Source organism: Maridesulfovibrio ferrireducens, assembly GCF_016342405.1.
In the GTDB taxonomy this organism is placed as follows: domain Bacteria; phylum Desulfobacterota; class Desulfovibrionia; order Desulfovibrionales; family Desulfovibrionaceae; genus Maridesulfovibrio; species Maridesulfovibrio ferrireducens_A.
Map to the genome: position 1 here is coordinate 69536 of NZ_JAEINN010000002.1, position 22620 is coordinate 92155.

Here is a 22620-nt window from a genome sequence, read left to right on the forward strand (position 1 = left end):
TATTTTACAGCCTTTTATGTTTTTTTTATATGTACAAATTTTTCGTTCATTCATATATTCCCAGATATCTTCAGGGGTGTACCTTACCGCTTTCCCAATTTTGTAATATGGAATTCCTGTGCACAAATGTCTGTCGCTACGGAGTTTTGAGAGGGACAACGATGTCTTTTTCGAAACTTCTCGTTCAGTTAAATAAATTATTGGTTTCATTTTAACTCCATGGGTCTTTTAAAATTGATTTTTTATATCGCCAAAAAGTTAGTACCATTGGGCAAAAGACTAGTCTGCGTATTGTTTTTTTAAAGTGCATTTTTTGATGTTAATTGGCTGAAATGTTATATTAATAAAAAATTAATATTGTATGATTCAATATGGCGAAGAGTCTCGGTGTTGTCTTATAAGACTAAAAGTATTGGAGTCGTAGATTACGAAGTGGTAGGGGGGGGGTAGATGACGGATGCGGCGCGAAAGATTAAGTTAAAATTAATAGGTAGGTTTTGAATGAAAGAGTTTCTTAGTTCACTTGCAAATGCTCAGCCGTTGTTTCAGATAGATGTTGTTTCTCAAGATGGATCTAAGGATTCTGAACATTCATTTATAGCGAACGCGGTGAACCATATATCTGACCGTGACCTATTAACAATTGGTAAATTTGTTAATAGCGTTTATAAAATTTGTAATGATTATAGTCTGCCAGAGAAAGAAGATAAGGATTGTAGACCGCATGAAATGAAAAACTCTTTGTTTCAATTTGTTGTTTATAATAACTTGTTAAGGGTTTTTGCTAGTGAAGGTTTGGTAATAAAAAATTCGAATGAATATGCTGATAAATTGAAATCAAAATTTAATTCTCAAGCTCGTATTATTTGTGAAGAACTTTTGTTTAACAAAGAAGAGTCAATTCTCTGTCGTTTAAGCAATAAGAAGCGTGCAAAAATGAAAAAAAGAGTGAAGGATGTTCAAAATATATTAGAAAAATTAATTAAAAAAGTAGATAGAACAAGGAAAGGTATCTATTCCTTAAAAGGAATTGAATATTGGGCTGCAGAATATCGCAAGCGTCAATTTGTGCTAGATTTGTATAGTGATGTTCATCTCTTAGAAAGAGTGAAGTGTTTGTTTGATTCTTTGCTTGTTTTATATGACCGCATGATGAGTAAAAAATCTGCGGGATGCTATGACTGTGTGTGGCGTTTGGGGGAACGTACTCCTTATTATGGATTGCCTGTGTTGCGGGGGACAGGGTGTAACAACCCTATGTGTAATTTTAGTAAGTTTGTTTCACAACAGGTAGAGAAAGCGGCCGTGTTAAATGGTTATCATCCAGAAAAATCTATGCATAGATTTCAACATGTTAAGCGATTGTATGAAAGTATTAAGGAGTCTGATTTAACAACTCTTTTAGAATTGTCTTTAAAATATAAGATGTATCCACTTGAATTATTTGCAATACCTTCAGCTGAGCAGTTATTAACATTTCTCAAAAAAAATAGTTGTTTTCCAGATCATTTTCCTTTTGATTATGCAGTTAAAGTTAACTGGGGGGCCTCGCGAAGCTCAAGTATAAAGATTTTTAACCAAAAACTTAATGATTCAAAAAAGAGTTTGAATTTTAACTATCATGAGATCTCTGAACTTAGGATATTGGGTTTATGGTTTTGGGATAAAATGCATAATCAATATATCGGAGACAAAAAAGAATTAAAGCTGGTAATAGAAGAAACTCTGGAAGCTGAGTGGTTTGCGGATACTGAGACTGGGAGTGTTCTTTTGGCAGTCAAAGAAAAGTCGCAGAGTAAAATCGAGTACAAAGGCTATATCGATCGTTATCATAAATGTTACAAGCTAGCAGTTAAATGCATCGAAGAAGGTAAAGTTTTACCCTTGAACTCGGTTTAGTTGCCGTGTACCTTGCAGCCCTCAGAAGCAAAGAGGGCTTTTTTATGTTTTTTGAGTTGTGATATATTTTCATCCCAAGTGTGGGGAATAGTGTGGGGAAGATCAAACCACGCAAAAAAAGGCTTACAACGTTTAAGTCGTAAGCCTTTATTATAAGCTGGTGCGGCAGGAAGGATTCGAACCCTCGGCCAACGGCTTAGAAGGGCAAAAGACCAGTACCCCGAATCACTCTGAACCACTGCAACATAAAGACTTTTTTCTATTCTCCATTAATCTAGTCTATGTTTCTCCCCGTATTAATTTACAGGTAACTTACCTTTCACTTACCTATTCAGTTTTTCCGCTTTTGTCCTTTCACCAGTGTTTCTCAATAACCGCCACCGCGAAAGCGGGGGCAACCACACCCCTTGGCCCCTTTCTTTTTTCTCTCCCCCCTCTCTTTAATGAAAAACTGGCAAAAATGACAAAGCGGATAAAGCTTTTTGGGTCCTTCCAGAGCGGTGCATTTGTAGGGGTCGGGTTCAGCGCGTTGCTTCTGCGATTGGGGGTTCAAAATTATTTTGGGAATTTGGGAAACTTACATCTGCTCGTATTTTTTGAACAAAATTTAATAAATGTGAAGGACAGGCTTTTTTCTAGTCTGAATTTTTATTGTAATTTTGTGCCGTGTCAAAGGTGCGATTTTTTTGTCTTGCGTAACACGGGAGGGGGCCGTGGCTGATAAAGAAAAAATTGCACAGGAAGTGAAGGCTTTTGCCGCCGCTGAACCTGATAAAGTTATCCAGGATAAACGGGCTGCTCACCTTGCTGCTTTGCGGAAGGCTGGAAAACTCCTTAAGCCTATTCGGCCTAAAGATGCGATAGACATTAAATTAGTTTATCGAGCTTTCCGTCGTGAAGAGCTGGGTATTGCTGAGCTTGCGGCGTCGATGTTCAGCGGAAAATATTTGTACGACAATCATCTTGATCGCTGGTTTAAGTTCAATTGTACGATATGGGAAACGGATATCAATCGCGAAATTGAGTCTGCGCTTGATCGTGTAGCAAACGAATTTGAACTTGAAGCTGGTAGGTTGTTTAAGGCTGCTCAAATCCTTAAAGTTAAGCAAAAAAGTAATGGAGGAATTAAGGAGCGCGCCCGTAAATTTAAGAAAAAAGCGAATTCATTGCGGCAAATGAAAAATATCAATTCGGTGCTTAAGTTTTTACGCCAAGGGGCTATGCTCGGTTTTGACAGTTCCGGTCTTGAGTATCCGAAAACACTGCTTCCGACTCTTGAGTGCGTTATGGATCTGAAGACAGGGAAAGTTTACAAGGATCGACCTTGGAACGAGCTTCATTTTCGCTATAAATCACCGTGGAAGTTTACGGAACTGAATGAACCGGCTGAGCTTTGGCAAAGAAGTCTCCGGCAGGTTTTTTGTGGTGATGAAAAGGTAATAGAGTATTTTGAATATTTTGTAGGTTTCGCTGTCACAGGGATACAGCCTAAAAACTTCTTTGTTTTTTGGGGCAAGACTGGGGACAATGGAAAATCTATAATTTTTGAGACTCTTCAAAAGGGACTTGGAAAATTTGCGACAACGATGAAGGTCGAGCAACTTCTTGCGGAAAAATATCCGTCAGGAGCTGACAAGCCAAGTCCTTCGACCGTTAAACTTAACGGCGCTCGTTTAGCTGTAGCCAGTGAGGCTGAAGATTCTCAGTGGTTTTCAACTGCAAAAGTTAAGAGCCTGACTTCTGGCTCTGATAAACTTACAGGCCGGACGCTGAATCAGAAAGACGAAACTGAATTCGAGCAGAGCCATTGTCTTGCTTTACACACAAATAATATTCCAAAACTTAAAGGCGCTGATCCGGCGTTCTTAAAGAATCGCTTGAAGATATTTTCTTGTGAAGCGCGGTTCATCACGCCCGAAGAAGGGCCGGAAGATCCTGAAAATTTCATTTTTCATCAGATCCCAAAAGCTGAACTTGATGCAAAATTGGAAGCTGAATCTTCTGGAATTCTGGCGTGGATGATTCGTTGTGCCATGAAAGCGATCAAGCTTGGTCACATGCCTGCGACTCCGCTTGCTATTGCGACTGTGACGGAAGATTTCAGCGACGATCAGGATTATGTCGGTCAGTTTATTTCTGTTTGTTGCGAACCTGATCCAGAGCACGAAATCGGTTTGCGAATGAAGGATATTTATTCCGTTTTTGTCCTTTGGTTTCGGGATGAAAATTCTTTGTCTGAGAAAGCAAAGATAAACACGACTCCTAACGCTCTTGGCAAAGAGCTGCTTAAAAGATCGGAAGTTAAAAAAGTAGGGAAAAAGGAAAGTCGTGTAGGCGTTCCGCTTTATTACGGTTTCCGCATTCTTCCCGAATGGCAGGAAAAAGCCGAACAGCAGGAAATTAAGAAAGAGCAGCAGGGGACTTTATAATGAGAACTTTGCCATTCTTGCCGTTTTTTGCCAATTCCTTGAGTGAATGGCAAGACATTAAAAGCATTAAAAATAAGGTGTTTAACCTCTCTAAATCCTCTATATTTGCCTTTTTGCCTTTTTTCATAAGAACTTTAAAAAAAGTGAAAGGAAGCGAAGCTTCCCTATCTTATATAGAACGCACGCGCACGCGCCTGTGCGCAGAGTGCTTTTCATATAAGCAAATGGCAAAACGGCAAAATTTTCTATTAATCCTTTTAAAATCAGGTATTTGCCTTTTTAAAAACGGCAAATATGGCTCTTTTTTTGGCAAAAAACGGCAAAAAAAGGTGATTTCTGGTCTTTTTGTTTTCTCGTCGATCTTAGGAATTAAGGGGAAGGAGGGCGTTTATCATGGGTAAGGCCCTAGAATTCCTCGGTACTGATGGTTGTGCGGTGGCTCTGACTTCGCTGATTGATGTAAAGAAAGGCCAAGGAACGCACGATCAATGGTTTTGCTGTCCTTTTCACGGTTCGGACAAGGAACCATCTGCCCATTATGATTCGCTGCAGGATGTTTTCTTTTGCTTCGGCTGTCAGGTTGGCGGTGATTTGATCAAGTTTTATACTGATCTGCAAAATATGGATGAAACTGAGGGTTTTTTATCCTTTCTCAAAGCGTTTTGCCCTGATCGGATGGGTGGAAGTCGGCAAGACGCTCCAGCCCCGCGCAAAGCGCCCGTTCCGGTCAAAAACGAGTGGGTTCCTGACGCTCCTTATCTGCCTTCTGAGGCTTGGCGGAAAAAAGCGGACGAAATCGTCCGAGAATGTGCCGAAGAGCTGCAAACCCGTCCTGACCTGCTTGCTCAGCTTGGTGAATGGGGAATTGATGCGGAAACAGCTCGTAAATGTCTTGTCGGCTGGAATTCCAAAGACCGTTTTTATTCAGTAACCTCTATGGGGTTGCCTTATGAGCCTGCAAAACGCAATCCTGACCGCGAGCGTAAAATCTGGTGGCCGAAAGGTTTAGTTTTCGCTTCGTTCCGTGACGGGCTGCCTGCAAAAGTCAAAATCCGTGTTGAAGAACTGCTTAGTGCCGATATGCCGCGTTATTTTCAGATTTATGCGGGGGCGGTTTCTGACGGGCAGCGCTCGCCTTACCTGATTGCCGGACGGCATGACGCGCTGATCTGGGTCATCGTGGAAACGGATCGCGATGCTTATCTTGTGTGGTCCGCTTGTGTCGGCCTTCCTTTTCCTGTCGGGGTAATGGCTGTCGGAGCCGCCGGGGCGCGTCCTGATTCTCACGCCACTGCGATTCTGCGCAGGGCGGTATTGATTCTCAACGGTCTGGATAATGACCGCGCCGGACGTCAATTCTCGCATGAGTTCTGGCGGGAAGAATTTCCGTTCTGTAGGCGCTGGCCTGTGCCGCCATGCTACGGCAAGGATATCGGTGACGCCGTTTTCCCTTTGAGTTTGCGCGAGTTTTCAGACTGGCCGCTGGACAGCTTTTCACAAATGGGATTTGAACCCTTTTATCTGGACGTTCGCACATGGGTTGAAGCAGGAATTCCTTCGCATGTCGTGCGGGAGGTTATGCCGAAAACTATCGCGGAGCAAATTGAAGCGGAAAAAATAGCGCCTAAATCTGATGAAATTTTGCAGCCTGTCTCCCTGCCCGTCGCCGCTGTCTCTGTCGCTGGCCCCGGCTCTGATGTTTTGCTGCTTAGTGAACTTATGGGCCGTCATAAAATAGGGCTGCAGCTAGGGGAAGGGCTTTCAATTGTTGAACCTTCGTCCGGTTGGGCTAACAAATCCGAATTGAATTGGCGTGCTTTCACGCGGATTTCGTCACTTATTTTCGGAGAATCTGCGCAGATAGACGACTTGCTTGATTCTCTGCCGGACGGCCTAGTCACCGCGACAACCCTTTTGAAACCGTGGATAAGTGCAGGTTGGAAGCCTGTCGGGAGTAGCAAATAAATGATTTTTCCAAACGCGCACCAAATATATCTTTATCTTTCCGGCCAGCATGAGAGTGAACAGCCGGTTGCAATTTATAAACTGAGTAAAAACACTGTCGGCAATCACATAAAAGACGGGAAATTGAGTCCGGGGCGTTCCGGTTTTTCAAAACGCACTGTTGATGCTTACGCACGGAATCACTTGATTTTGAAGGATGCGCCTAAAGCCGTGAAGGTTGTAAAGGTTGATCCTGGGGATTTTGACGGTGAAGGCGCTCAGTCCCGCCGGGTGAATGCTGATGCGGATTTGAAAACAATTGAAGCACGACGCAAGAGGCATTTGTTTGCTCGTGAACTCGGCAAATATATTTCAATTTTAAATCTTGAAGCAGAGCTTGCGGCTCGCTGGCAGTCTGTTTCTCTTCTGCTTAATAATTTTGCGCATGAAGTCGGGCCGGATGTTGCGCACCTTTTCGGGGGTGGAGAAAAACAGGCTGTTGAGTTGGTAGAAGCTTGCGGCGGAGATCCTGATCTTGCGGAAAATGTTTCCCGCATTCTTTTTTCAAGAGTTCCTGAATTCACGGCCATGTTCCGCAAGCGGACTCGGGAAGTTTTATCAAGTCTCGGGTCTGGCGAGTGGTATACCGAAGAAATGCGGCTTGCTTTTGAAAAATGGGAGCGTAACCGCGCGGAGACTTCAAAAGCTGAAGCACTGGCCGCAATTCAGCTTGTCGGCGGAAATCCTGATCAACTGGACGTGTTTCTAGAATATTTTGAAGTTACTGAGAGGGGCGAAAATGACAACTAATATTCGAGGCCCAATCAAATTTTATCCCGGCGAATTGCAGATTTTAGAAGCTAGGGAGTGGATGTCTACGGCTGATTTTGCGGAAAAGCATTTTGTTCTGGTGGCTGGAAGTTATGCAGGACAGCGTTTTAACCACGATTTCGCGCCATATGCTCGCGGTATCATGGATATCTGGGATAAACCGTGGGTTCGGGAGGTTATTGTCGCGGGAAGCTCTCAGACTGTAAAAACATCAATCGGTTATGCGTGTGTTTGTTCTGAGATCTGGCGGGAACCGAGCGGGGCGGGTCTTGGAATGCCCGATAAAGATGTTGCTAAGCGAATCCTTGATGAAAAACTTAGTAAGCATTTTTTGCGTTCTCCTGAACTTCGTAAGCTCCTGCCGGATGGTGAAAATTCAGTTCAAACTTTAAAAATTGCAATGCGTAGCGCGAATCTTTACGCCATGTATTCAGGCTCGGAGGCTTCCATGTCTTCGATTTCTTTGCGGGTGTTGATGCTCGATGAGGAAGACGCTTACCCTGATTCCGGTGCAACTGACACCATGATCGAGCGCACAATAGGTTATCCGGTTGACCGTAAAATTATCCGAGTATCCAAGCCGCGCGGGAACGAACATGAGTCCTCAATATGGGATGCTCTTAAAAATCGGGCCGATGTGGTTTACCAGTATCAAGCAGTCTGTCCGTCCTGCGGACATGCTCAGCTTATGGAAAAAAAGAATATTCGTGTGCCGGATAAAATGCGCGATCCCGCCACAATTAAAAGTCAGAAACTGGCTTGGTATGAGTGTCAAGGGTGCGGAGCAAAGTGGAACGATTACCAGCGCAATATCGCCATAAAAAACGGGCGGTGGTTTACGGAACATGAAGTTCTACGCCCTGAAACTGTAGCTTTTCACATTCCGTCGTGGATAAGCCGCTATATTTCTCTTTCAACTGTTGCCGCGGATTGGTTTACAGCTGTAGAAGCCGGAACCCCTAAAGCTTATACGAAGTTTGACAACAATCATTGCGCCAAACCCTACAAAGTTGTTGCTGTTGAAACTGACGAAACCCGCGCTAAAAAAATGGTTGATCCGCGCAGGCCGCCGATGGTGGTTCCGCTTGAAGCACTGGCACTCACTTGCGGTATTGATATGCAAATGACGGGGTTTTGGTTTGTTGTCCGCGCATGGGGCCGCGGGCTGGAATCTTGGTTGATTCAATACGGCTGGCTAAATTCTTTTGATGAGCTGGACGAACTTATTTTCAGAACCCGCTATCCGGTTGAGGGTCGTGACGATGTTGTGATGCCGATCTGGCGCGCGCCGATTGATATGGGTGGCGGTAGAGATAAATCTAATGAGCAGGGGTGGTCCCGCACTGACGAAGTTAAAATGTATTTGCAAGAAATTGAGACAGGAGCACGCCCGGGAACTTATCCGGGTGTTGTTTTTGCTGTTAAAGGTGCATCGCGTAAACAGACTGAAACTATTAGGCTTTCTCAGATGGGCGCACAGCCCGGAGTTGCCGCAAAATATCAGCAAAAATTACCGCTGCGGACTCTCGACACGGATGAGTTTAAAGATAAAATTCATCTTGTCCGGCTTAATCCAGCATCAAAACAACCGATGTGGATGCACTCACAAACAGGCGAGGATTATTTTCGGCAGTTGCTTGCAGAAAAAAGAAAGTCGGACGGCAAAGGCGGTGTGCAATGGGATGCCGGAAGCCGTGACAACCATTTATTTGACTGCGAAGTATATGCAGCCGCTGGCGCGGAACCTTTATGGACGCCTTCGCTTATGACTCTTGGTCAACCTATTTATATTCCTAAAAATCCGATTGTTCCCCCAAAACGTGAACCCACAATTAATCCTTACACTGGAGAAGTTTGCTGATGCGTATTGAAAATGTTGTAAAAGTTGCAATTGCTCTGGCTGAAAAAGGGGTTGATTACCAGCCGAAAGAGGGCGCGGTTTGCCCGCTCTGTAAACAAAAAATCAGGGTCGTAACAACTAAACCGTGGGACGACGGCGTAAGAATCAGGTTCCACCGTTGCGACAATGACAGGTGTTCGATTCATGCGCTGGGGATTCAGATCAAGAGTGTTCAGGAAAGAAAGTAAACGAGCAACTTGTAAGTAATCTTTACAAGTTGGATTAGAACAGTTTTTAAAGCCCCTTTCGGATTATCCGGAGGGGGCTTTTTGTTGTTCAATAGAATTTTTTGCTGGTTGATAGAATAAGAATAATTCAGTAAGTCTTTACCTTATTTTTATATTAAAAGGTGGGGCTATGCGAAAATTAATTTTTGTCTTGGTTTTGTTGGGGGTGGTTAGTGGGTGTGGACCTCCCTTGAAACGAGTGAGCAATGAATTTACATACAAGGAAGAATTAACCGATTTTAAGTTGAATATAGATGAAAAATTTTCTTTTCAGGGGCAAGGTTTTCTCTATTCGGGATTTGAAAGGCTTGAAGCTGATGTTTTTATTAAAGATTCTAAGCATGCTGTTTTTGTCATTGTTATGAATGGGCTTCATATGCCTGACCACGATGAAAGTATAAATGTTATCTCTAAAAAGTGTTTAGATTTTAATAAGATCGGGAGTTGTTACACTTATTTTCATAAACCTAGTTGTACTCTTAATCAGGCTACTCGGCATTTTCTTGATTCTTCAGTAACCCTTGTGACTGATTTTGTTCAAGCTGTAGAAAAAACTGATTTCTTGTGTACATGGTGGGATAGGCCTGAAGACGAATTTTCCCCAGAGCAGAAAGATTTTTTAAAAAAGTTTCAGGAGGAAGGCGAGAGAGTTATTACAGTCAAAATTGAGCCTCGGAGGTAATTAATATGGGATGGTGGATTGTTATTCTCGGCGGTGTGGCGTTATATTTTTTATCTAAATATAAATTCGAAAAAGTTCCGGCCGATGCTGTAAAAGTTGAATCTCGGTCCTCTGGTAGAGTTTATTATGTCAGTCCTAAAGAGCAGTCTTGCAGTTGCCCTGATTGGCACAAGCGTAGATCAAATGTGCCTAAAGATGATCCGCGCAGGCTTTGCAAGCATTTGATCAGCTATTATATTGGGCAAGATCAATTACCGGAATCCTTATCTCTTTTCAAAGGAGGCTTAGATTGGTTTTATGAAAAGTTTAGAGGATTTCCTCCTTCTGCGGAAATAGAACGGTTTGACGTGGGAAAAGGTGAAGTAGCTTTTTTTAAAGATTATGAAGCTGGGCATTGGCATAGCGTATGTTTTAATGGAAAGCGTTATGGATGGGAACGGGCCAGCGATACATGGACTAATGACACCTGTCCTGAAGTAAGAAACATGATGATTCGCCACCAGCTTGGCGTTCCTGACGATCTTGCTGAAGATGCAATTAGGCATGTTTCAGCAGAACGAGATGGTAAGCCACTAGATTGGGTTATTATTGGACAGATTGAAGGTGAAGAAATAAAGGCTAAAATAAGTCTCAGAAAAAATGCTGTATGGCATACAGTTTTATTTAATGGGAAAGAAATTAGTTTTTATTTGAAAGCAGGGCATTCAAAAGGTGGTGGTTTTTCAGATGAACAATATACCCATATGAATCCGCCTGTTTCAAAGTGGATAGGGGCAGAATGTAAAAGATTGAGGGCAGGGATAGATAACAAATAGGTTAAATTTATGCGAAAATTATTTCTTGTTTTGTTTTTACTTATGTTAAGTGGCTGTTCGGCGATGCCTTATTATTTAAGAGCTAAAAGTAGCACGGCAAAGTACCATGGCAAAAACTATTTACATGCTTTGTCTGGTGCTGGAGTCATGATTAAATCTTCAACTTTAGCATGTGATGATGGCATAGCAACCGTATGCACCCCATACATGATAACGAGAGGTTATGAAGCTTCTAAATTTATTTGTTTTAATACTGATATTGAAGGTAATATTATTGAGAGTTTTGACGCACAGAAGGAACCTGTTTTCGGGCGTACTCTTAGTAAGACTTTCGATGCTGAAGATCTCGTTTGTGGAAAAACTACTGTGGAAACAATTGATTCAGAAGGGTTAGAAATTATGGTTATTGAGGGGTATTCTGTCTTGCTGAATTCCAAAAATAAATAAACAACCCTTGACAAAAACCGTCACTATCGGGCAATAGTGAATTCAAGTGCTAGTAACACTTTGATTCACACGCGGCTTTCCGCTCCCGATAGTTGGCGGTTTTTTTGTGCCCTTTGAGGCAATCCGTTCTTTATTTTTCGCCATTTTTTGCCGGGAGTGCAGAGTAATAGAATACCCTTCGGGGGAATATCTCTCGCCGTTCGTGTGACGGTTACTAGCTCCCGGCTTTTTATTTTTAAAAAGCCCACTAGTAAAAAGCACACGGAGGCTCATGATGAGCGCGAAAATTCTTTCCTTCCCAACGTCCCAGTCTGCCGGATTCAGCGGCTTTTCCATTTCCCTTTCCGAACTCGGATCAAGAATTAAATCAACTGGAACTATCTCACCCGATATTGTCAGTGAGCTTTGCGCAGAAATGAGCAGAGTTTACGGCGATAAACGGGTTTTGCTCGTTTCCGGCAATGGCTCCGCGCGCGTTCGCGTAGTGGGGCTAAAGTCATGAATGAAGTTACCATCCTTAATCCAGATTTTATAAAAGAGCTGGAAGCCGCCCTTGATAATAACATTATGCCCTTTAGAGCGTTTACTGATTTTTTAGATTGGGACGAACAGGGCGAACTCCGATACTTGATGGATTTTATGTGTAAAGCCATTGAAAAAAAGAATGAAGATTTTATCGAGGCTCTTAAGGGGAAATGTCATGAGTAATATAATCCCCTTTGATTTCGGTGATAGAGTTGTGCGCGTGCATCAAGATCAGGACGGCGGTCCTTGGTTTGTTGCTAAAGATGTTGCGGCTATTTTAGATATTCAAAATATCCGGCAAAACCTTGAAACGTTAGATGATGATGAAAAGGGTGTATATAAAGCATACACCCTGGGTGGCGAGCAAGAAATGTCGTGTGTTTCCGAATCCGGCCTATACTCCCTAATCTTCCGATCTCGCAAACCCGAAGCCAAAAAATTCCGCAAGTGGGTAACTTCCGAAGTTCTTCCCGCTCTCCGTAAAAACGGCTGTTACTCCATGCCGGAACCCTCCCCGGCTCCGGTGCTTCCCTTTGACACTGCAAACTTGCCCCACCTAAGCAAAACACAGCGATCTGTTGCTCTGCAATCAGCCGTGCAGGTGGCGCGCATGAATAGCGGCGATGAAGATGATATCCGCCGTTTATTTTCGGAGTATTGTTTCTTGCTGGCCCGTCCTTCTCAGCCAGACGTGCAACTGACTGAATCAGCTGATATAGTGGGTGAGTTTATAGAATCAGCTTTGACAGTTTCAGACCATACTCGCAATCTGACTCCTTTTGAAAAAACTAAAGCTAGTGAAGTGTATCAAGCTTTTCGGGTGTTTTGCGTGGAAAAGAAAATTCCAGAACACTGTATTCTGTCTCAATCCTCGTTTGGTCAGGACTTTAAATCTCGAAAGGGGATACATCGTGTTTCACCTAAAAACTTTGTCACTTACAATGTTATAATCAAAGAAAATTTAGAATCTACGGGCGAATTGGATGTTTTGCTGCTTGCAGAATGGGCAAATAGATTTTTGAAACCTTCCAGCCGCAAGCCTCAGTTAAGCCAGCGGCAAGTCGTATGGGCAACGGCCCTTTATAATCATTATTGCCAATGTATGTATGATCAGGATTGTGAGCCGATTTCAATTATCTTGTGGGGCCGCTGGATGAAAACAAAGTTAAACTTTCGTTATCAAAAAGGTGCGAGAGGGTGGTATTTTGTAGAATGGAAGGTGGTCGATGCTGCTCTTTTTTCAATTCCGTTCGGCGAAATAAATAGGCAATGGGAGAGGTATAAAACCGCCTCTTAATCTTCTCGAAAACCCCTAAAATAAATTGAGTAAAAAGTTTCCCTATTAAAAACACCGTATTTACCCCTTTATGAAATTGCGTATGAATTTTACGCTAATATTAACAAGTGTTTAGAATTTCTCTAGTAATTAAAGTCAAGTAAAAACTTTCAAAAATAGTACATAAGTCCATTTTCAAAAAATATTAAGTTGCTTTTATTAAACTTTTTACTCATAAATTGGGTAAACGTACTATTTTTGAGTAAAAAGTTGTTGTTTAAAAATCTCCAATGTGTACCCTAAAGGGCAAATAACACATTGGAGATTTTTTATGTCCCTTGAACGAGATAAAGCCCGACTTGAAAATTACTACGCCGCTGAGGAATCTATCCTTGCAGGTGATCGTAACACCGAGCTTAAGGGTATGAAATATCAAGAAGCTGCATTGGCTGATATCCGAAGGGGTATTGCAGATTTAGAGAACAAACTCGGTTCCAGCTTCCGTGTCTCAAGAGTTGTGTTTGAGGATCGCTCATGAACGAGTCCAATAAACTCACTCTGGGCGAACGGATTTATAACGGCATCACCTCATTAGTCGGCGGAACTTTGGGTCTTGTTTCTCCTGGAGCCGCTTTGCAATATTCTGTCGGGCGGAATGCTTTTCTTTCGTATAAAGCTGGAAGCCGCAGGGGTGCAAACGGAAAATGGAATCCACGCCGCGGAAGTGCTGATTCAATGATTCGCAAGGATCGTACTCTTGTCGTTGCTCGTTCCCGCGATCTTGTCCGTAATTCGCAATATGTTTCCGGAGCACTTAGGAAAGTCTGCAATAACGTAGTTTTCAAGGGGATATTCCCGCAGGCTGGCATAAAAAAGACTGACGGAACCCTAGACCATGACAAAAATAACAGCATCGAAAAGCTGTTTAAAGACTGGGCAAAAATAGTTTTATTCCCTGAAATGCAAAATCTTGTTCTCCGTCACATGTGGATGGACGGCGAGATTTTGGTTCATTTTTTCATAGATCTTGATTTGCTCGAAATGGGCGTTGTTCCCCTCGGCGTGGAACTGATTGAAACCGACCAACTGGACACAATGGTTGATGGTGAACTTTCCGGCGGAAATTACGCCCGCAGGGGAATTGAATACAGCCGATCCGGTCGACCTGTCGCTTATCATATTTTGCCCGTCCATCCCGGTGACGGGCTTGTCTATCGCGGAGCAACTAAGCGTGTTCCGGCCTCCGACATTCTTCATATTTTTGAAAAAGAACGAGCTTCCCAGTCTCGCGGGATGCCTTGGCTCACAACTATCGTCATGGCAATGCACGATTTTGAAGACTATCAGGATTCAGAACGTATTGCCGCCCGCTTAATGGCTTCATTCGCTTATTTCATTCAGCGTTCCGGCCCTTCAAATCCGACAGAGAATGCTTTCCCCGGCTCTGTCGCAGCAAACGGGCAGGAGCTGCCTAAATATTTAAGCGGCCCCGGTCAGATTTTAGAAATCCCACCAAACACCGAAGTTAACGCTCAACAATATAAGCGTGACGGTAATGCACATGAGAGTTTTTCTAAAACTTCTCTTAAAGGTGCGTCTGTCGGGGCGGGTGTGTCTTATGAAAGTTTTTCAAATGATTACACTGACGCGTCATATTCCAGCTCACGATCCGCCACTCTTGAAGAGCGGCGCGGATATCAGGTTAGTCAAGAGTATGAAAATACAAGGTTTAATACTCCAGTCTCTGAAAAATTTTCTTTTGTTGCCCACCTTGCCGGATTTTTGAAAAACGATACCCCGCTGAATATTCCTGTCACTTGGCAGACACCGGGCTGGACTTGGGTTGATCCGGTTAAAGATTCAAAAGCTTCGGTAATCGAAGTTAATGAACTTGGAATAACTTCTCGCCGTGAACTCTGCGCGAAGCAGGGCAAAGATTATGACGAAGTGACGGACCAACTTGAACGCGAAAATAATGACCTCATAAACCGGGGTTTATTGGAGGATAAAAATGCTGAAACCAAAAAAGGGTGAATCTAAACAGGATTTTTTGAAGCGATGCAGAGCACAAGGCTCTATGTCCGATTGCGCTGAATCTTGGAACTCTGCGCGTCTTTCCTCGTTTGTAGATGAAAATTCGGTTCATCTGTCAGGTGAAGTTGAATTTCTTAAAAAAGAGGGAGAAAGCGAAACGGACCTACGTCGCTTCTCAATGCTCGGATATGCCGGAAGCGTGATCGATTTTGGTTGGATGGGTAAGTTTGTAATTGATCTTGTTGGGCTGACTCCTGAAAAGGAAAAAATGCCAGCGCTTCACATCCATTCTTCGCGCGAAATTGCCGGAACCATCGACACTGCTGAATCTAGCTCCAGTGGTTTTGTGGCGGAAGGAACTTTTTCGCAGGTTACAGAGTGGGGGCCTTATGTTTGCGGGTTGGCTGATGAGGGATTCCCTTGGCAGTGTTCCATAGGCGTTCGGGCAACTAAAATTTTGAGCATCAAAGAGGGCGAAACTCACAAAGTTAATGGACAGACGGTTGTCGGACCGATTGATGTTTGGCTTGAGGCAAAAGTTTTTGAAGTGTCGTTTTGTCCGTTCGGGGCAGACGATGAAACCGCGGCTGTAGCAATGAGTGCAGACCATGAACCACAAACGGAGATTCTAATGAACGCAAAGAAAAAAGCATGGCTGATGACTCTCGGCCTTAATGCAAACGCAAATGATGTTGAGGCAAAAGCCTTTTTGGCAAAAATTGAAGCCGCCGGAGTTATTACAATTCCAGATTTTACCGCTGAACCCGAAAAACCAGCCGCAAACCTTGGCGCAAGTCAGCCTGTCCAGCCTGTTCAGCCTCCAGCCGTAGTGTCTGATGCTCCAGTTGTTGCGACTCTTTCCGCAACTGATACTTTAACTCTTTCTCAGAACGCAATTACTCTAGGTTTTTCGCTGGCTGATTTTACTGATGGGATTAAAGCAGGGCTTGATTTGCCAACTTTGAATACTCAGTTGCTTGAAAAAGCTGCTCTTAAGAATCCGCCGCTTGCGCATGGTAGAATTGATACTGGTGCGGATGAAACTGATAAGTTCCGTGGCGCTGTTTCTGCTGGGCTTGCAATGCGCATGGGGTATGAATCCGGCAAGGACGAAAAGCCTGCTCCGGGATTTGAAGAGTTTCGTCACATGTCAATGTCTGACATTGGAGGGCGTTGTTTAAGCCGTGCAGGTGTAAATGTTTCAGGTTTTTCAAAATCACAAATTGCGACAGAAATTCTTCGGCTTTCGGCTGGAAGTTCTTCAACCTCCGATTTCAAGTCTATTTTCATGGACTCAACACATAAGCGATTACTTAAAGCGTATCGTGATGTTCCTCAGCGTTTCCGTCCAATTGTCAACGTGGTTGAACTCAGTGATTTCCGTGAAGTCTACGGTGTAGCTCTTTCCGGTGCTTCCGATTTTAAGGAAGTTAAGGAGAATGGAGAATACAAGGAACTTTCCCTTAAAGATAATCAGGAAAGCTTTCGGCCCGGTAAGTTCGGTGGAATTATTTCTCTGACTTACGAAATGATCGTTAACGACGATATGCGTGCTTTTGCAAAAATACCGAAAATTCTCGGAGCAGCTTCTGCGCGTACACTCAATAATTTTGTATGGAATTTGTTCCTGTCTAATCCTGTGATGGCTGATGGAAAAACGCTTTTTCATGCAGACCATAACAACATTTCGACTCCAGCCTCTAAATTGGACAGCGTTTCTCTCGGGAAAGCTCGTGCTGCTATGTCAAAGCAAGTGGGACTTAATAAAGAAATGCTGGATATTGAACCGGCTTTCCTTGTTGTGCCGACTGAGCTTGAAACAAGTGCTGAAATTCTGCTTCGTTCAACCTCATTGCCCGATGCTAATATGTCCGCCGGAGTTCATAACCCTCATGCTGGAAAGCTTATCCCTATTGCTGAACCTCGCCTTGACGCAAAATCACCGACAGCTTGGTATCTGGTCGGGAATCCCTCTCAGGTTGAAACTATTGATCTCGGATTTCTTGACGGACGTCAGGAGCCGGAAATCTTTGAAGATGAGAAATTTTCAACTGATGCGATTTCCTATAAAGCGCGGATTTGTTTCGGGGCTGGCGTAATGGATCATGTTGGATTCCGTCGCAACCTTGGCGTTTAACCCTGAGTTTTTTGAAAGTTAGGAGAAATACAAAATGGCACAAAATCATATTTGCAAAGGTAAAGTTCTTGATTGGACCAACGGCACAGGCTCGGACGTATTATCCGGTCAGGCCGTCGTTGTCGGTTCTATTTTTGCGGTAGCTCTTGGCGATATCGCTGACGGTGAAAGCGGTGTTCTTTCTATCTCGGAAGTTTACGCACTTCCGAAGGCCGCTGAAGCTCTCACGCAGGGCGCAAAAGTTTACTGGGACGTTGACGGCGATCCGAAAAATGGCGTTGTCGGTTCCGGTGCACTGACCGCCACCGCGTTAAATAATGTCTACACGGGTGTTGTTATGAACGCCGCCGTAGCTGATGCGGAAACTGTAAACGTAAAAATCAACGCTTAATACTTCTAATTAATCCCCTGCATCCGCCCGGACCGGCTTCTGCTCAGGTCGGTCCGGGCAAACTAAAAGGCGAACTGATGAACCAGCTTTTCGATCATATCACAATGAAAGCCTGCCTCGCGGGATGTTGTTCCGCCGCTTCATGGCTTTTCGGTGGTTTTGATGCCGCTCTGCTGGCTTTATCTATTCTTTATCTTTCAGATTTTGCACTTGGTTTTTTTAGAGCATTGCAAAAGGGGACATATTGCAGCGAAAAATTTAGGCACGGGGTCGGTAAGTTTATCGCTTATTCTGTGGCAATCATCATGGCGAATATGCTTGATGTCACAATGGGTGAATCGTTGCCCGCGGTTTTCGCATATATCCGCGAATTCTTAGTTATGTATCTGGCATCAAATGAATTTTTAAGCGTGGCAGTTCATCTTGCTGAAATGGAATTAGGTGTCATTCCTCGCCAGCTTACAGACCGGATCAAGTCCTTTAGGGACGAATTTGATCCGATTCAAAATAGGAGCCGTTATGGAACGTCAGGATATGGAACGTCAAGTCAACATGGTGGTAATTCACTGCTCGGATTCAACTTGGGGGGACGCGGCAGTGATCGACCAGTGGCACAAGGAGAGGGGCTGGAAGGGGATCGGGTATCACGGGGTGTTCCTGAACGGCCGCCGCACAAGCCACGGAGATTATGATCAGGCCCTTGACGGTTATCTGGAGTCCGGTCGGTCGCTTGATGAGATAGGAGCACATTGCAAGGGCTACAACCAGCATTCTGTCGGACTTTGTATGATCGGTATAGACGAATTTACAGAGTCGCAAATGCGTAATGTCCTCCAGAAAACAAAAGAACTTCTTAAGCATTACGGACTCGATCCTGAAGCGGTCTACGGCCATTACGAACTTGATGACGGAAAAACCTGTCCGAATCTGGATATGGACGAATTCAGAGCGCAGCTCTGGGAAATGATGCGATGATCCCTATCCCCTTAATCCTAAGCTTTTTAGGAGGCGGAAAAGGCAAGCTTATAGCCGTTATTGCTGTTGCCTGTCTGGTTCTCGGCACTGTTATTTATGTCAGTGTTTTGCGCGGTGAAATCTCAGATCTTAAAGTAACGGTTGCAGAACTTGAATCAGACAAAACCAAACTTGAATCAAAGCTTGCGAACGAGAAAACAAAAACGAATCTCGCAACTGCTGACAAAGACCGCTTGAATAGTGTTGTCAGCGGTTTGCAGGTTCAGGTTGAACAGGGCCGCGAGAACCACCGCAAATATATCAGGCGCCTTTCCCGCGCTCAGGAAATTGCTCGAAAAGCTGTTTCTGTAAAACCTTCTGAAACTACTGGAGTCGTCGATGCTCAGACCAGCAATAGCACTATTGGCTTGCTTAATGACATTTTCATGCAGCCCTCGAACTCAAGTTTCGCCCGTTGAAATTATCGAGGTCGTGCAGACTCTTAAAAAGTGTCCGCGCCCGAAAGTTTATGAATACAGGACGCTTAATCCGGCTGAGCATGTAGGTTCGCCGGATAATATTGAGCGGCTTACCGGGAACGTTAACAGCCTCGACAGCTACTCAAGAGAACAGTCCGCAACCATTGATTGCTACGAAGCACAGGCAGGTAAATAGAATGGGTGCTGCTGAATCTCTCGACAAAGCCGCTGAAAAATCAGGCGTTGAAATCCTTTACATGAAAGAAGGAATCGACCCTTTGCCCTTTTATGCCCTGTTTGATGATTTCGGTCTGGGCTTTGTTCCAAAAGGGATTGACCCACGTTTTACACGGAATATCTCCCGCTGGGCCAGTTTTATGTTTAGCGCGTATCACTTGCCGTCTGAGCCGGATTCAAAGGACACCATCAAGGTTAATGATGTTGTTTATATTGTGCGACAGTTCGAGCCGACATGTGTGAAAGGTAAGGCTGAAATCTATGAAGTCTTCGCAAATACCGAGCAAAAGAGAAGCTAATGGCAAATAGACTGCATACATTACTCGCTGACGGCGAAGTCAGAATTCAAAGAAAAGATATTTTAGACGAGAATGGAGACAAAACAGGTAAGTTAACAGCTGGAAAGCGGTATGATTTTTTTTCAGCAGGTAAGTCCACTTTTGTTTCCATCGATAACGGAAGCGAGGTCTATCTTAAGCGTTTGTCTAAGCAATTTCCTAAAGAATTCAATCGTTCTTTGCGACATATCGGGTGGAAGATTCAGAAGTTTATTAAGGAAGGAATTAAAAAGGAAAACGTTGGCGGCCAGCCCATTGAGAGACTTCAAAAAGCTGCAAGATTTCAGAGGATGAAAACTTGGCGCATCGGTAGAAATAAAGAGTCTAAAGCTGAACTTCCTGAAAATCAGAAACGTAAAATGCGTAAAGGACGAATTTTTAAAGGTTGGCGTAAATCTGGAAAGGCAACAACCAAGCCTTATAAAAAGCTTGGACGGGCTGTCGGATATTATCATCAGCCTGAAAAAATGCAGGTTCAAATTGGCTGGCTTGGTTATTCGGCAAGTAATGCAGGAAAGGCATTAGCTTTAGGACAACGTCGCGGTAAATGCGACCATTGGGTTGAAGGACGGCAATTTGTCACTCCTCGTATGCGTAAGTTTTTTGCGGCAACGGGCCGCGCCTTGCCTTCAAGCACACATTATATTGAATCTCCGAAACGTCCAGTCATAGCCCCGGCTTTTAAAGTTCTTCGTCCGAAAATAGGGCGTATGGTGGAAAATCGTATAGCTGAATATTTAAGGGAACAAAAATGAGTAAAACTATTCAAATCTTGCTTGAAATGTCCACGCTTTTGAAAAACTCACCGCGTATAGCTGTTTTTTGCACTGATAACGGGCTTAATCCCGTAACTGTTGAATTCCCTGCAAACGAGCAGAGTCCTATCGGTGAAGCTGATGCCCCTTGGATTGTTCTTGATCCTGAATCGGGTAGCGGAGGTTTAGGGGCAACTGAAACAGAATCCGTAATTGGGCTTTATGTCGGCGTTGTTGGCGATCCCGAAGCAGGAACCGTTTTGCTCGATGAATTCTTTACTTTGGTGCTGGATGTGCTTGTTAAAGCCGGTCTGGATATTGACCAGGTAGAATGTGAATTTGTGTTAAGTGACTCCGCACCGTTGCGGATGGTTTTTTCATCAATCGGAATCAGCAAAAGCCGTTCTCTTGGACGGGATAACATAATTTAAAAGGAGTATTGAGTCATGGCAACTGCAACACAGGCAAGAGGTTACAAAGGGAAAGTGCGGATGATGTTTGAATCCGAGTATGGAGTTTTGCCCGCTGATCCGAAAGCGCACTTGCTGCCGATCAGCTCCGAAGGGTTGGACGGTGGCCGCAGTCAGAACCAGAAAACTACTTTGACGGGTAAAAGATCACCCGGCAGATCCTTTGCCGGAAATATGGACGTATCCGGCCCCTTGGCTCCAGATGCCAACGTTCACGCTACTGGTATTTTGTTGAAAGCTCTTTGCGGTAATCCTGTGACTACCGCGATTAATGACGTTTTGAATATTTCAGGTTCTGCGGAAGATCTCGGAGCCGGTTACGTTAAAATCTTGTGTGCTGGTCACGGCTTCCGTCCTTTTACTCAGATTACAATCAGCGGATCAACCAATTATGATGGTATCTATCTGGTTGATCCAAAATCAGGCGCGGATGATCTGGTTATCGAAGCTTTTTACAACGCAGAAGACTTTGCAGGAACCGAAACCGTAAGGCGCGGGGCGCATCGTAAACTTGATGCAGTTGCTGCAGTGGACAAAGGTGACGGTTTGGTCGGGCTTGCTTGCTCCGGGCATGGTTATCTCGCCGGATCTGTAATAACTGTCACGGGTTCAACAGGGTATGATGCGCAATATGTGGTTAATTTTGCATCAAGTGTGAATGAAATTGTTGTTGAAAAAGCTTACGCAGCGGAAGTTTTTGACGGGACTGAAACGGTTTCCCCTAAATACTTCACCCATTTGTTTAAGCTTTTGGATGAACAGCCCAGTTTTGCCCTTGAATGCGAAGTTCCGCTTGATGGAGCAACAGATAATGAAGCTTTTACCCTTTTCGAAGGTTGCAAGGTTTCGTCTTTTTCTTGTTCAAGTTCCGGTGACAGTCAATTTAATTTTTCGATTGATGTAGCCGGTGCAAATAAAAGATTACTCGCCATTTCAGCTGCTAAAACCACCGAAGAATTCCCCGATTTTGATTTTAAAAACGCTGACAGTGATTTGATTCTGAACGGTGAATATCTAACTTCGGTTACCAGCTCCTCTGTTCAAATCAGTACAAATCTCGATACTTCCGCAGGTTATGTAAAAGGCTCTAAAGGCGTCCGCAAGTCCATGCCCGAAGGAGCCCCTGGAGTCTCCGGCTCTCTGACAGCCCATTACAAAAGTACAGCATTGCTGAAAAAGGCGGCTGGTGAAGTTGAAATGGATTATTCCATGGGATTTGTAACGGGTGCTAACCAGCTGACTTTGAATTTCCCGCAGTGCTTGATTTCTGAATCCGGCTCTACTCCGAAACTGTCCGGCCCGCAGGGTATTGTGGTTGAACTCCAGCTCAGCGGTTTTGAAGATCATAACGAATACGGAACTTGCTTTTATGCCGAACTCATCAACGGTGTATCCAGCTACACATAAGCTTAAGCTTTAATTTTAGTTTTGAAATTTATAAACCAATAACTAACGAGAAATATAATGAATTTTACTTTGCCAAGCGGCCTTAAAGTTGTTTTGAAATCCCTGTCCCGTAAAAAAGCAAAAGAACTCAATCAGCTTAAAAAGCTGACTATGAAGCTCATGAGAAAAGTAGACTCAAAAGATGAAGCAGTTGCAGAAAAAGCGGCTGAAGATCTGTTTGAATTGAACGGAGCTGAAAAACGTGCAGAACTTATCTTGGGACTTTATCCCGACCTTGCCGCCAATGATGACATGGATCAGCGCGATTTGCTGATGCTTATGACTGTTACCGAAGATTACACCAACAACGTCCCCGAGGCAGTAATAAAAAACTTGTCGAGGTCTGGAAGTCCGGCTCAGACCTCGACCGAATAACGTATTGTAAAAGCTGTAGTTCCCAAAAT

At 43.9% G+C, this 22620-nt stretch carries 26 protein-coding genes; all 26 read left to right on the plus strand.

All coding sequences use genetic code 11. The annotated features are described in order from the left end of the window. The first annotated feature begins 501 nt into the window (after positions 1–501). Positions 502–1899, plus strand: coding sequence for a hypothetical protein (locus JEY82_RS02115; RefSeq protein ID WP_304082136.1), 1398 nt, complete (start codon positions 502–504; stop codon positions 1897–1899). A 713-nt stretch (positions 1900–2612) separates the two neighbouring features. Beyond that, positions 2613–4328, plus strand: a complete 1716-nt coding sequence (locus JEY82_RS02120) for a phage/plasmid primase, P4 family (RefSeq protein ID WP_304082137.1) — start codon at positions 2613–2615, stop codon at positions 4326–4328. After that, entirely contained in the window at positions 4328–4729 is a 402-nt protein-coding gene (locus JEY82_RS02125) for a hypothetical protein (RefSeq protein ID WP_304082138.1), read from the plus strand. The genes JEY82_RS02120 and JEY82_RS02125 overlap by 1 nt, the downstream gene beginning before the upstream one ends. Beyond that, positions 4722–6293, plus strand: a complete 1572-nt coding sequence (locus JEY82_RS02130; RefSeq protein ID WP_304082140.1) for a CHC2 zinc finger domain-containing protein — start codon at positions 4722–4724, stop codon at positions 6291–6293. The genes JEY82_RS02125 and JEY82_RS02130 overlap by 8 nt, the downstream gene beginning before the upstream one ends. Beyond that, positions 6294–7082 (plus strand): hypothetical protein, encoded by a 789-nt coding sequence (locus JEY82_RS02135; RefSeq protein WP_304082142.1) that lies wholly within the window; start codon positions 6294–6296, stop codon positions 7080–7082. Further along, positions 7072–8964, plus strand: a complete 1893-nt coding sequence (locus tag JEY82_RS02140; protein WP_304082144.1) for a terminase gpA endonuclease subunit — start codon at positions 7072–7074, stop codon at positions 8962–8964. Before JEY82_RS02135 ends, JEY82_RS02140 begins: the two co-directional genes overlap by 11 nt. Further along, on the plus strand, positions 8964–9191 hold the full coding sequence (locus tag JEY82_RS02145; RefSeq protein ID WP_304082146.1) for an ogr/Delta-like zinc finger family protein: 228 nt from the start codon (positions 8964–8966) through the stop codon (positions 9189–9191). Before JEY82_RS02140 ends, JEY82_RS02145 begins: the two co-directional genes overlap by 1 nt. A 169-nt stretch (positions 9192–9360) precedes the next feature. After that, positions 9361–9912 (plus strand): hypothetical protein, encoded by a 552-nt coding sequence (locus JEY82_RS02150; RefSeq protein ID WP_304082148.1) that lies wholly within the window; start codon positions 9361–9363, stop codon positions 9910–9912. Positions 9913–9917: 5 nt separating this feature from the next. Next, positions 9918–10727 (plus strand): hypothetical protein, encoded by an 810-nt coding sequence (locus tag JEY82_RS02155; RefSeq protein WP_304082150.1) that lies wholly within the window; start codon positions 9918–9920, stop codon positions 10725–10727. Positions 10728–10874: 147 nt separating this feature from the next. After that, the gene (locus JEY82_RS02160) at positions 10875–11174 is read left to right on the plus strand and encodes a hypothetical protein (RefSeq protein ID WP_304082152.1); all 300 of its coding nucleotides are present in this window, start codon (positions 10875–10877) and stop codon (positions 11172–11174) included. Between the two features lie 274 nt (positions 11175–11448). Then, positions 11449–11676 (plus strand): hypothetical protein, encoded by a 228-nt coding sequence (locus JEY82_RS02165; RefSeq protein WP_304082154.1) that lies wholly within the window; start codon positions 11449–11451, stop codon positions 11674–11676. Continuing rightward, positions 11673–11882: a hypothetical protein gene (locus JEY82_RS02170; RefSeq protein ID WP_304082155.1), complete on the plus strand. Its 210-nt coding sequence runs from the start codon at positions 11673–11675 to the stop codon at positions 11880–11882. Before JEY82_RS02165 ends, JEY82_RS02170 begins: the two co-directional genes overlap by 4 nt. After that, on the plus strand, positions 11875–12996 hold the full coding sequence (locus JEY82_RS02175) for a Bro-N domain-containing protein (RefSeq protein ID WP_304082157.1): 1122 nt from the start codon (positions 11875–11877) through the stop codon (positions 12994–12996). Before JEY82_RS02170 ends, JEY82_RS02175 begins: the two co-directional genes overlap by 8 nt. Positions 12997–13306: 310 nt before the next feature. Further along, a complete protein-coding gene (locus tag JEY82_RS02180) occupies positions 13307–13513 on the plus strand; it encodes a hypothetical protein (protein ID WP_304082159.1) in 207 nt (68 codons plus the stop codon). After that, positions 13510–15009 carry a phage portal protein gene (locus tag JEY82_RS02185; RefSeq protein WP_304082160.1) on the plus strand — a complete coding sequence of 500 codons (1500 nt, stop codon included), beginning with the start codon at positions 13510–13512 and terminating at the stop codon, positions 15007–15009. The genes JEY82_RS02180 and JEY82_RS02185 overlap by 4 nt, the downstream gene beginning before the upstream one ends. After that, a complete protein-coding gene (locus JEY82_RS02190) occupies positions 14987–17146 on the plus strand; it encodes a hypothetical protein (RefSeq protein WP_304082162.1) in 2160 nt (719 codons plus the stop codon). Before JEY82_RS02185 ends, JEY82_RS02190 begins: the two co-directional genes overlap by 23 nt. A gap of 34 nt (positions 17147–17180) precedes the next feature. Continuing rightward, the gene (locus tag JEY82_RS02195) at positions 17181–17537 is read left to right on the plus strand and encodes a DUF2190 family protein (RefSeq protein WP_304082163.1); all 357 of its coding nucleotides are present in this window, start codon (positions 17181–17183) and stop codon (positions 17535–17537) included. A 77-nt stretch (positions 17538–17614) separates the two neighbouring features. Beyond that, complete coding sequence (locus JEY82_RS02200) at positions 17615–18229, plus strand: phage holin family protein (protein ID WP_304082165.1); 615 nt, start codon at positions 17615–17617, stop codon at positions 18227–18229. Further along, on the plus strand, positions 18135–18512 hold the full coding sequence (locus JEY82_RS02205) for an N-acetylmuramoyl-L-alanine amidase (RefSeq protein ID WP_304082166.1): 378 nt from the start codon (positions 18135–18137) through the stop codon (positions 18510–18512). The genes JEY82_RS02200 and JEY82_RS02205 overlap by 95 nt, the downstream gene beginning before the upstream one ends. Next, complete coding sequence (locus tag JEY82_RS02210; protein ID WP_304082167.1) at positions 18509–18970, plus strand: hypothetical protein; 462 nt, start codon at positions 18509–18511, stop codon at positions 18968–18970. Before JEY82_RS02205 ends, JEY82_RS02210 begins: the two co-directional genes overlap by 4 nt. A gap of 13 nt (positions 18971–18983) precedes the next feature. Further along, positions 18984–19166 (plus strand): hypothetical protein, encoded by a 183-nt coding sequence (locus tag JEY82_RS02215; protein WP_304082168.1) that lies wholly within the window; start codon positions 18984–18986, stop codon positions 19164–19166. A gap of 1 nt (position 19167) precedes the next feature. Next, entirely contained in the window at positions 19168–19506 is a 339-nt protein-coding gene (locus tag JEY82_RS02220; RefSeq protein ID WP_304082170.1) for a hypothetical protein, read from the plus strand. After that, positions 19506–20300 carry a hypothetical protein gene (locus JEY82_RS02225; RefSeq protein WP_304082172.1) on the plus strand — a complete coding sequence of 265 codons (795 nt, stop codon included), beginning with the start codon at positions 19506–19508 and terminating at the stop codon, positions 20298–20300. The genes JEY82_RS02220 and JEY82_RS02225 overlap by 1 nt, the downstream gene beginning before the upstream one ends. After that, the gene (locus JEY82_RS02230; RefSeq protein WP_304082174.1) at positions 20297–20731 is read left to right on the plus strand and encodes a hypothetical protein; all 435 of its coding nucleotides are present in this window, start codon (positions 20297–20299) and stop codon (positions 20729–20731) included. The genes JEY82_RS02225 and JEY82_RS02230 overlap by 4 nt, the downstream gene beginning before the upstream one ends. A 15-nt stretch (positions 20732–20746) precedes the next feature. Next, positions 20747–22177 carry a phage tail tube protein gene (locus JEY82_RS02235; RefSeq protein WP_304082175.1) on the plus strand — a complete coding sequence of 477 codons (1431 nt, stop codon included), beginning with the start codon at positions 20747–20749 and terminating at the stop codon, positions 22175–22177. A 57-nt stretch (positions 22178–22234) separates the two neighbouring features. Next, positions 22235–22591: a hypothetical protein gene (locus JEY82_RS02240; protein WP_304082177.1), complete on the plus strand. Its 357-nt coding sequence runs from the start codon at positions 22235–22237 to the stop codon at positions 22589–22591. Positions 22592–22620: the final 29 nt, after the last annotated feature.

Coding starts and splice junctions, on each gene's coding strand:
- JEY82_RS02200 (WP_304082165.1), top strand. CDS start 17,615: ATGAACCAGCTTTTCGATCATATCACAATGAAAGCCTGCCTCGCGGGA.
- JEY82_RS02195 (WP_304082163.1), top strand. CDS start 17,181: ATGGCACAAAATCATATTTGCAAAGGTAAAGTTCTTGATTGGACCAAC.
- JEY82_RS02185 (WP_304082160.1), top strand. CDS start 13,510: ATGAACGAGTCCAATAAACTCACTCTGGGCGAACGGATTTATAACGGC.
- JEY82_RS02165 (WP_304082154.1), top strand. CDS start 11,449: ATGAGCGCGAAAATTCTTTCCTTCCCAACGTCCCAGTCTGCCGGATTC.
- JEY82_RS02240 (WP_304082177.1), top strand. CDS start 22,235: ATGAATTTTACTTTGCCAAGCGGCCTTAAAGTTGTTTTGAAATCCCTG.
- JEY82_RS02160 (WP_304082152.1), top strand. CDS start 10,875: ATGATTAAATCTTCAACTTTAGCATGTGATGATGGCATAGCAACCGTA.
- JEY82_RS02155 (WP_304082150.1), top strand. CDS start 9,918: ATGGGATGGTGGATTGTTATTCTCGGCGGTGTGGCGTTATATTTTTTA.
- JEY82_RS02115 (WP_304082136.1), top strand. CDS start 502: ATGAAAGAGTTTCTTAGTTCACTTGCAAATGCTCAGCCGTTGTTTCAG.
- JEY82_RS02225 (WP_304082172.1), top strand. CDS start 19,506: ATGGCAAATAGACTGCATACATTACTCGCTGACGGCGAAGTCAGAATT.
- JEY82_RS02170 (WP_304082155.1), top strand. CDS start 11,673: ATGAATGAAGTTACCATCCTTAATCCAGATTTTATAAAAGAGCTGGAA.
- JEY82_RS02140 (WP_304082144.1), top strand. CDS start 7,072: ATGACAACTAATATTCGAGGCCCAATCAAATTTTATCCCGGCGAATTG.
- JEY82_RS02125 (WP_304082138.1), top strand. CDS start 4,328: ATGAGAACTTTGCCATTCTTGCCGTTTTTTGCCAATTCCTTGAGTGAA.
- JEY82_RS02180 (WP_304082159.1), top strand. CDS start 13,307: ATGTCCCTTGAACGAGATAAAGCCCGACTTGAAAATTACTACGCCGCT.
- JEY82_RS02190 (WP_304082162.1), top strand. CDS start 14,987: ATGCTGAAACCAAAAAAGGGTGAATCTAAACAGGATTTTTTGAAGCGA.
- JEY82_RS02175 (WP_304082157.1), top strand. CDS start 11,875: ATGAGTAATATAATCCCCTTTGATTTCGGTGATAGAGTTGTGCGCGTG.
- JEY82_RS02220 (WP_304082170.1), top strand. CDS start 19,168: ATGGGTGCTGCTGAATCTCTCGACAAAGCCGCTGAAAAATCAGGCGTT.
- JEY82_RS02130 (WP_304082140.1), top strand. CDS start 4,722: ATGGGTAAGGCCCTAGAATTCCTCGGTACTGATGGTTGTGCGGTGGCT.
- JEY82_RS02135 (WP_304082142.1), top strand. CDS start 6,294: ATGATTTTTCCAAACGCGCACCAAATATATCTTTATCTTTCCGGCCAG.
- JEY82_RS02150 (WP_304082148.1), top strand. CDS start 9,361: ATGCGAAAATTAATTTTTGTCTTGGTTTTGTTGGGGGTGGTTAGTGGG.
- JEY82_RS02235 (WP_304082175.1), top strand. CDS start 20,747: ATGGCAACTGCAACACAGGCAAGAGGTTACAAAGGGAAAGTGCGGATG.
- JEY82_RS02230 (WP_304082174.1), top strand. CDS start 20,297: ATGAGTAAAACTATTCAAATCTTGCTTGAAATGTCCACGCTTTTGAAA.
- JEY82_RS02210 (WP_304082167.1), top strand. CDS start 18,509: ATGATCCCTATCCCCTTAATCCTAAGCTTTTTAGGAGGCGGAAAAGGC.
- JEY82_RS02145 (WP_304082146.1), top strand. CDS start 8,964: ATGCGTATTGAAAATGTTGTAAAAGTTGCAATTGCTCTGGCTGAAAAA.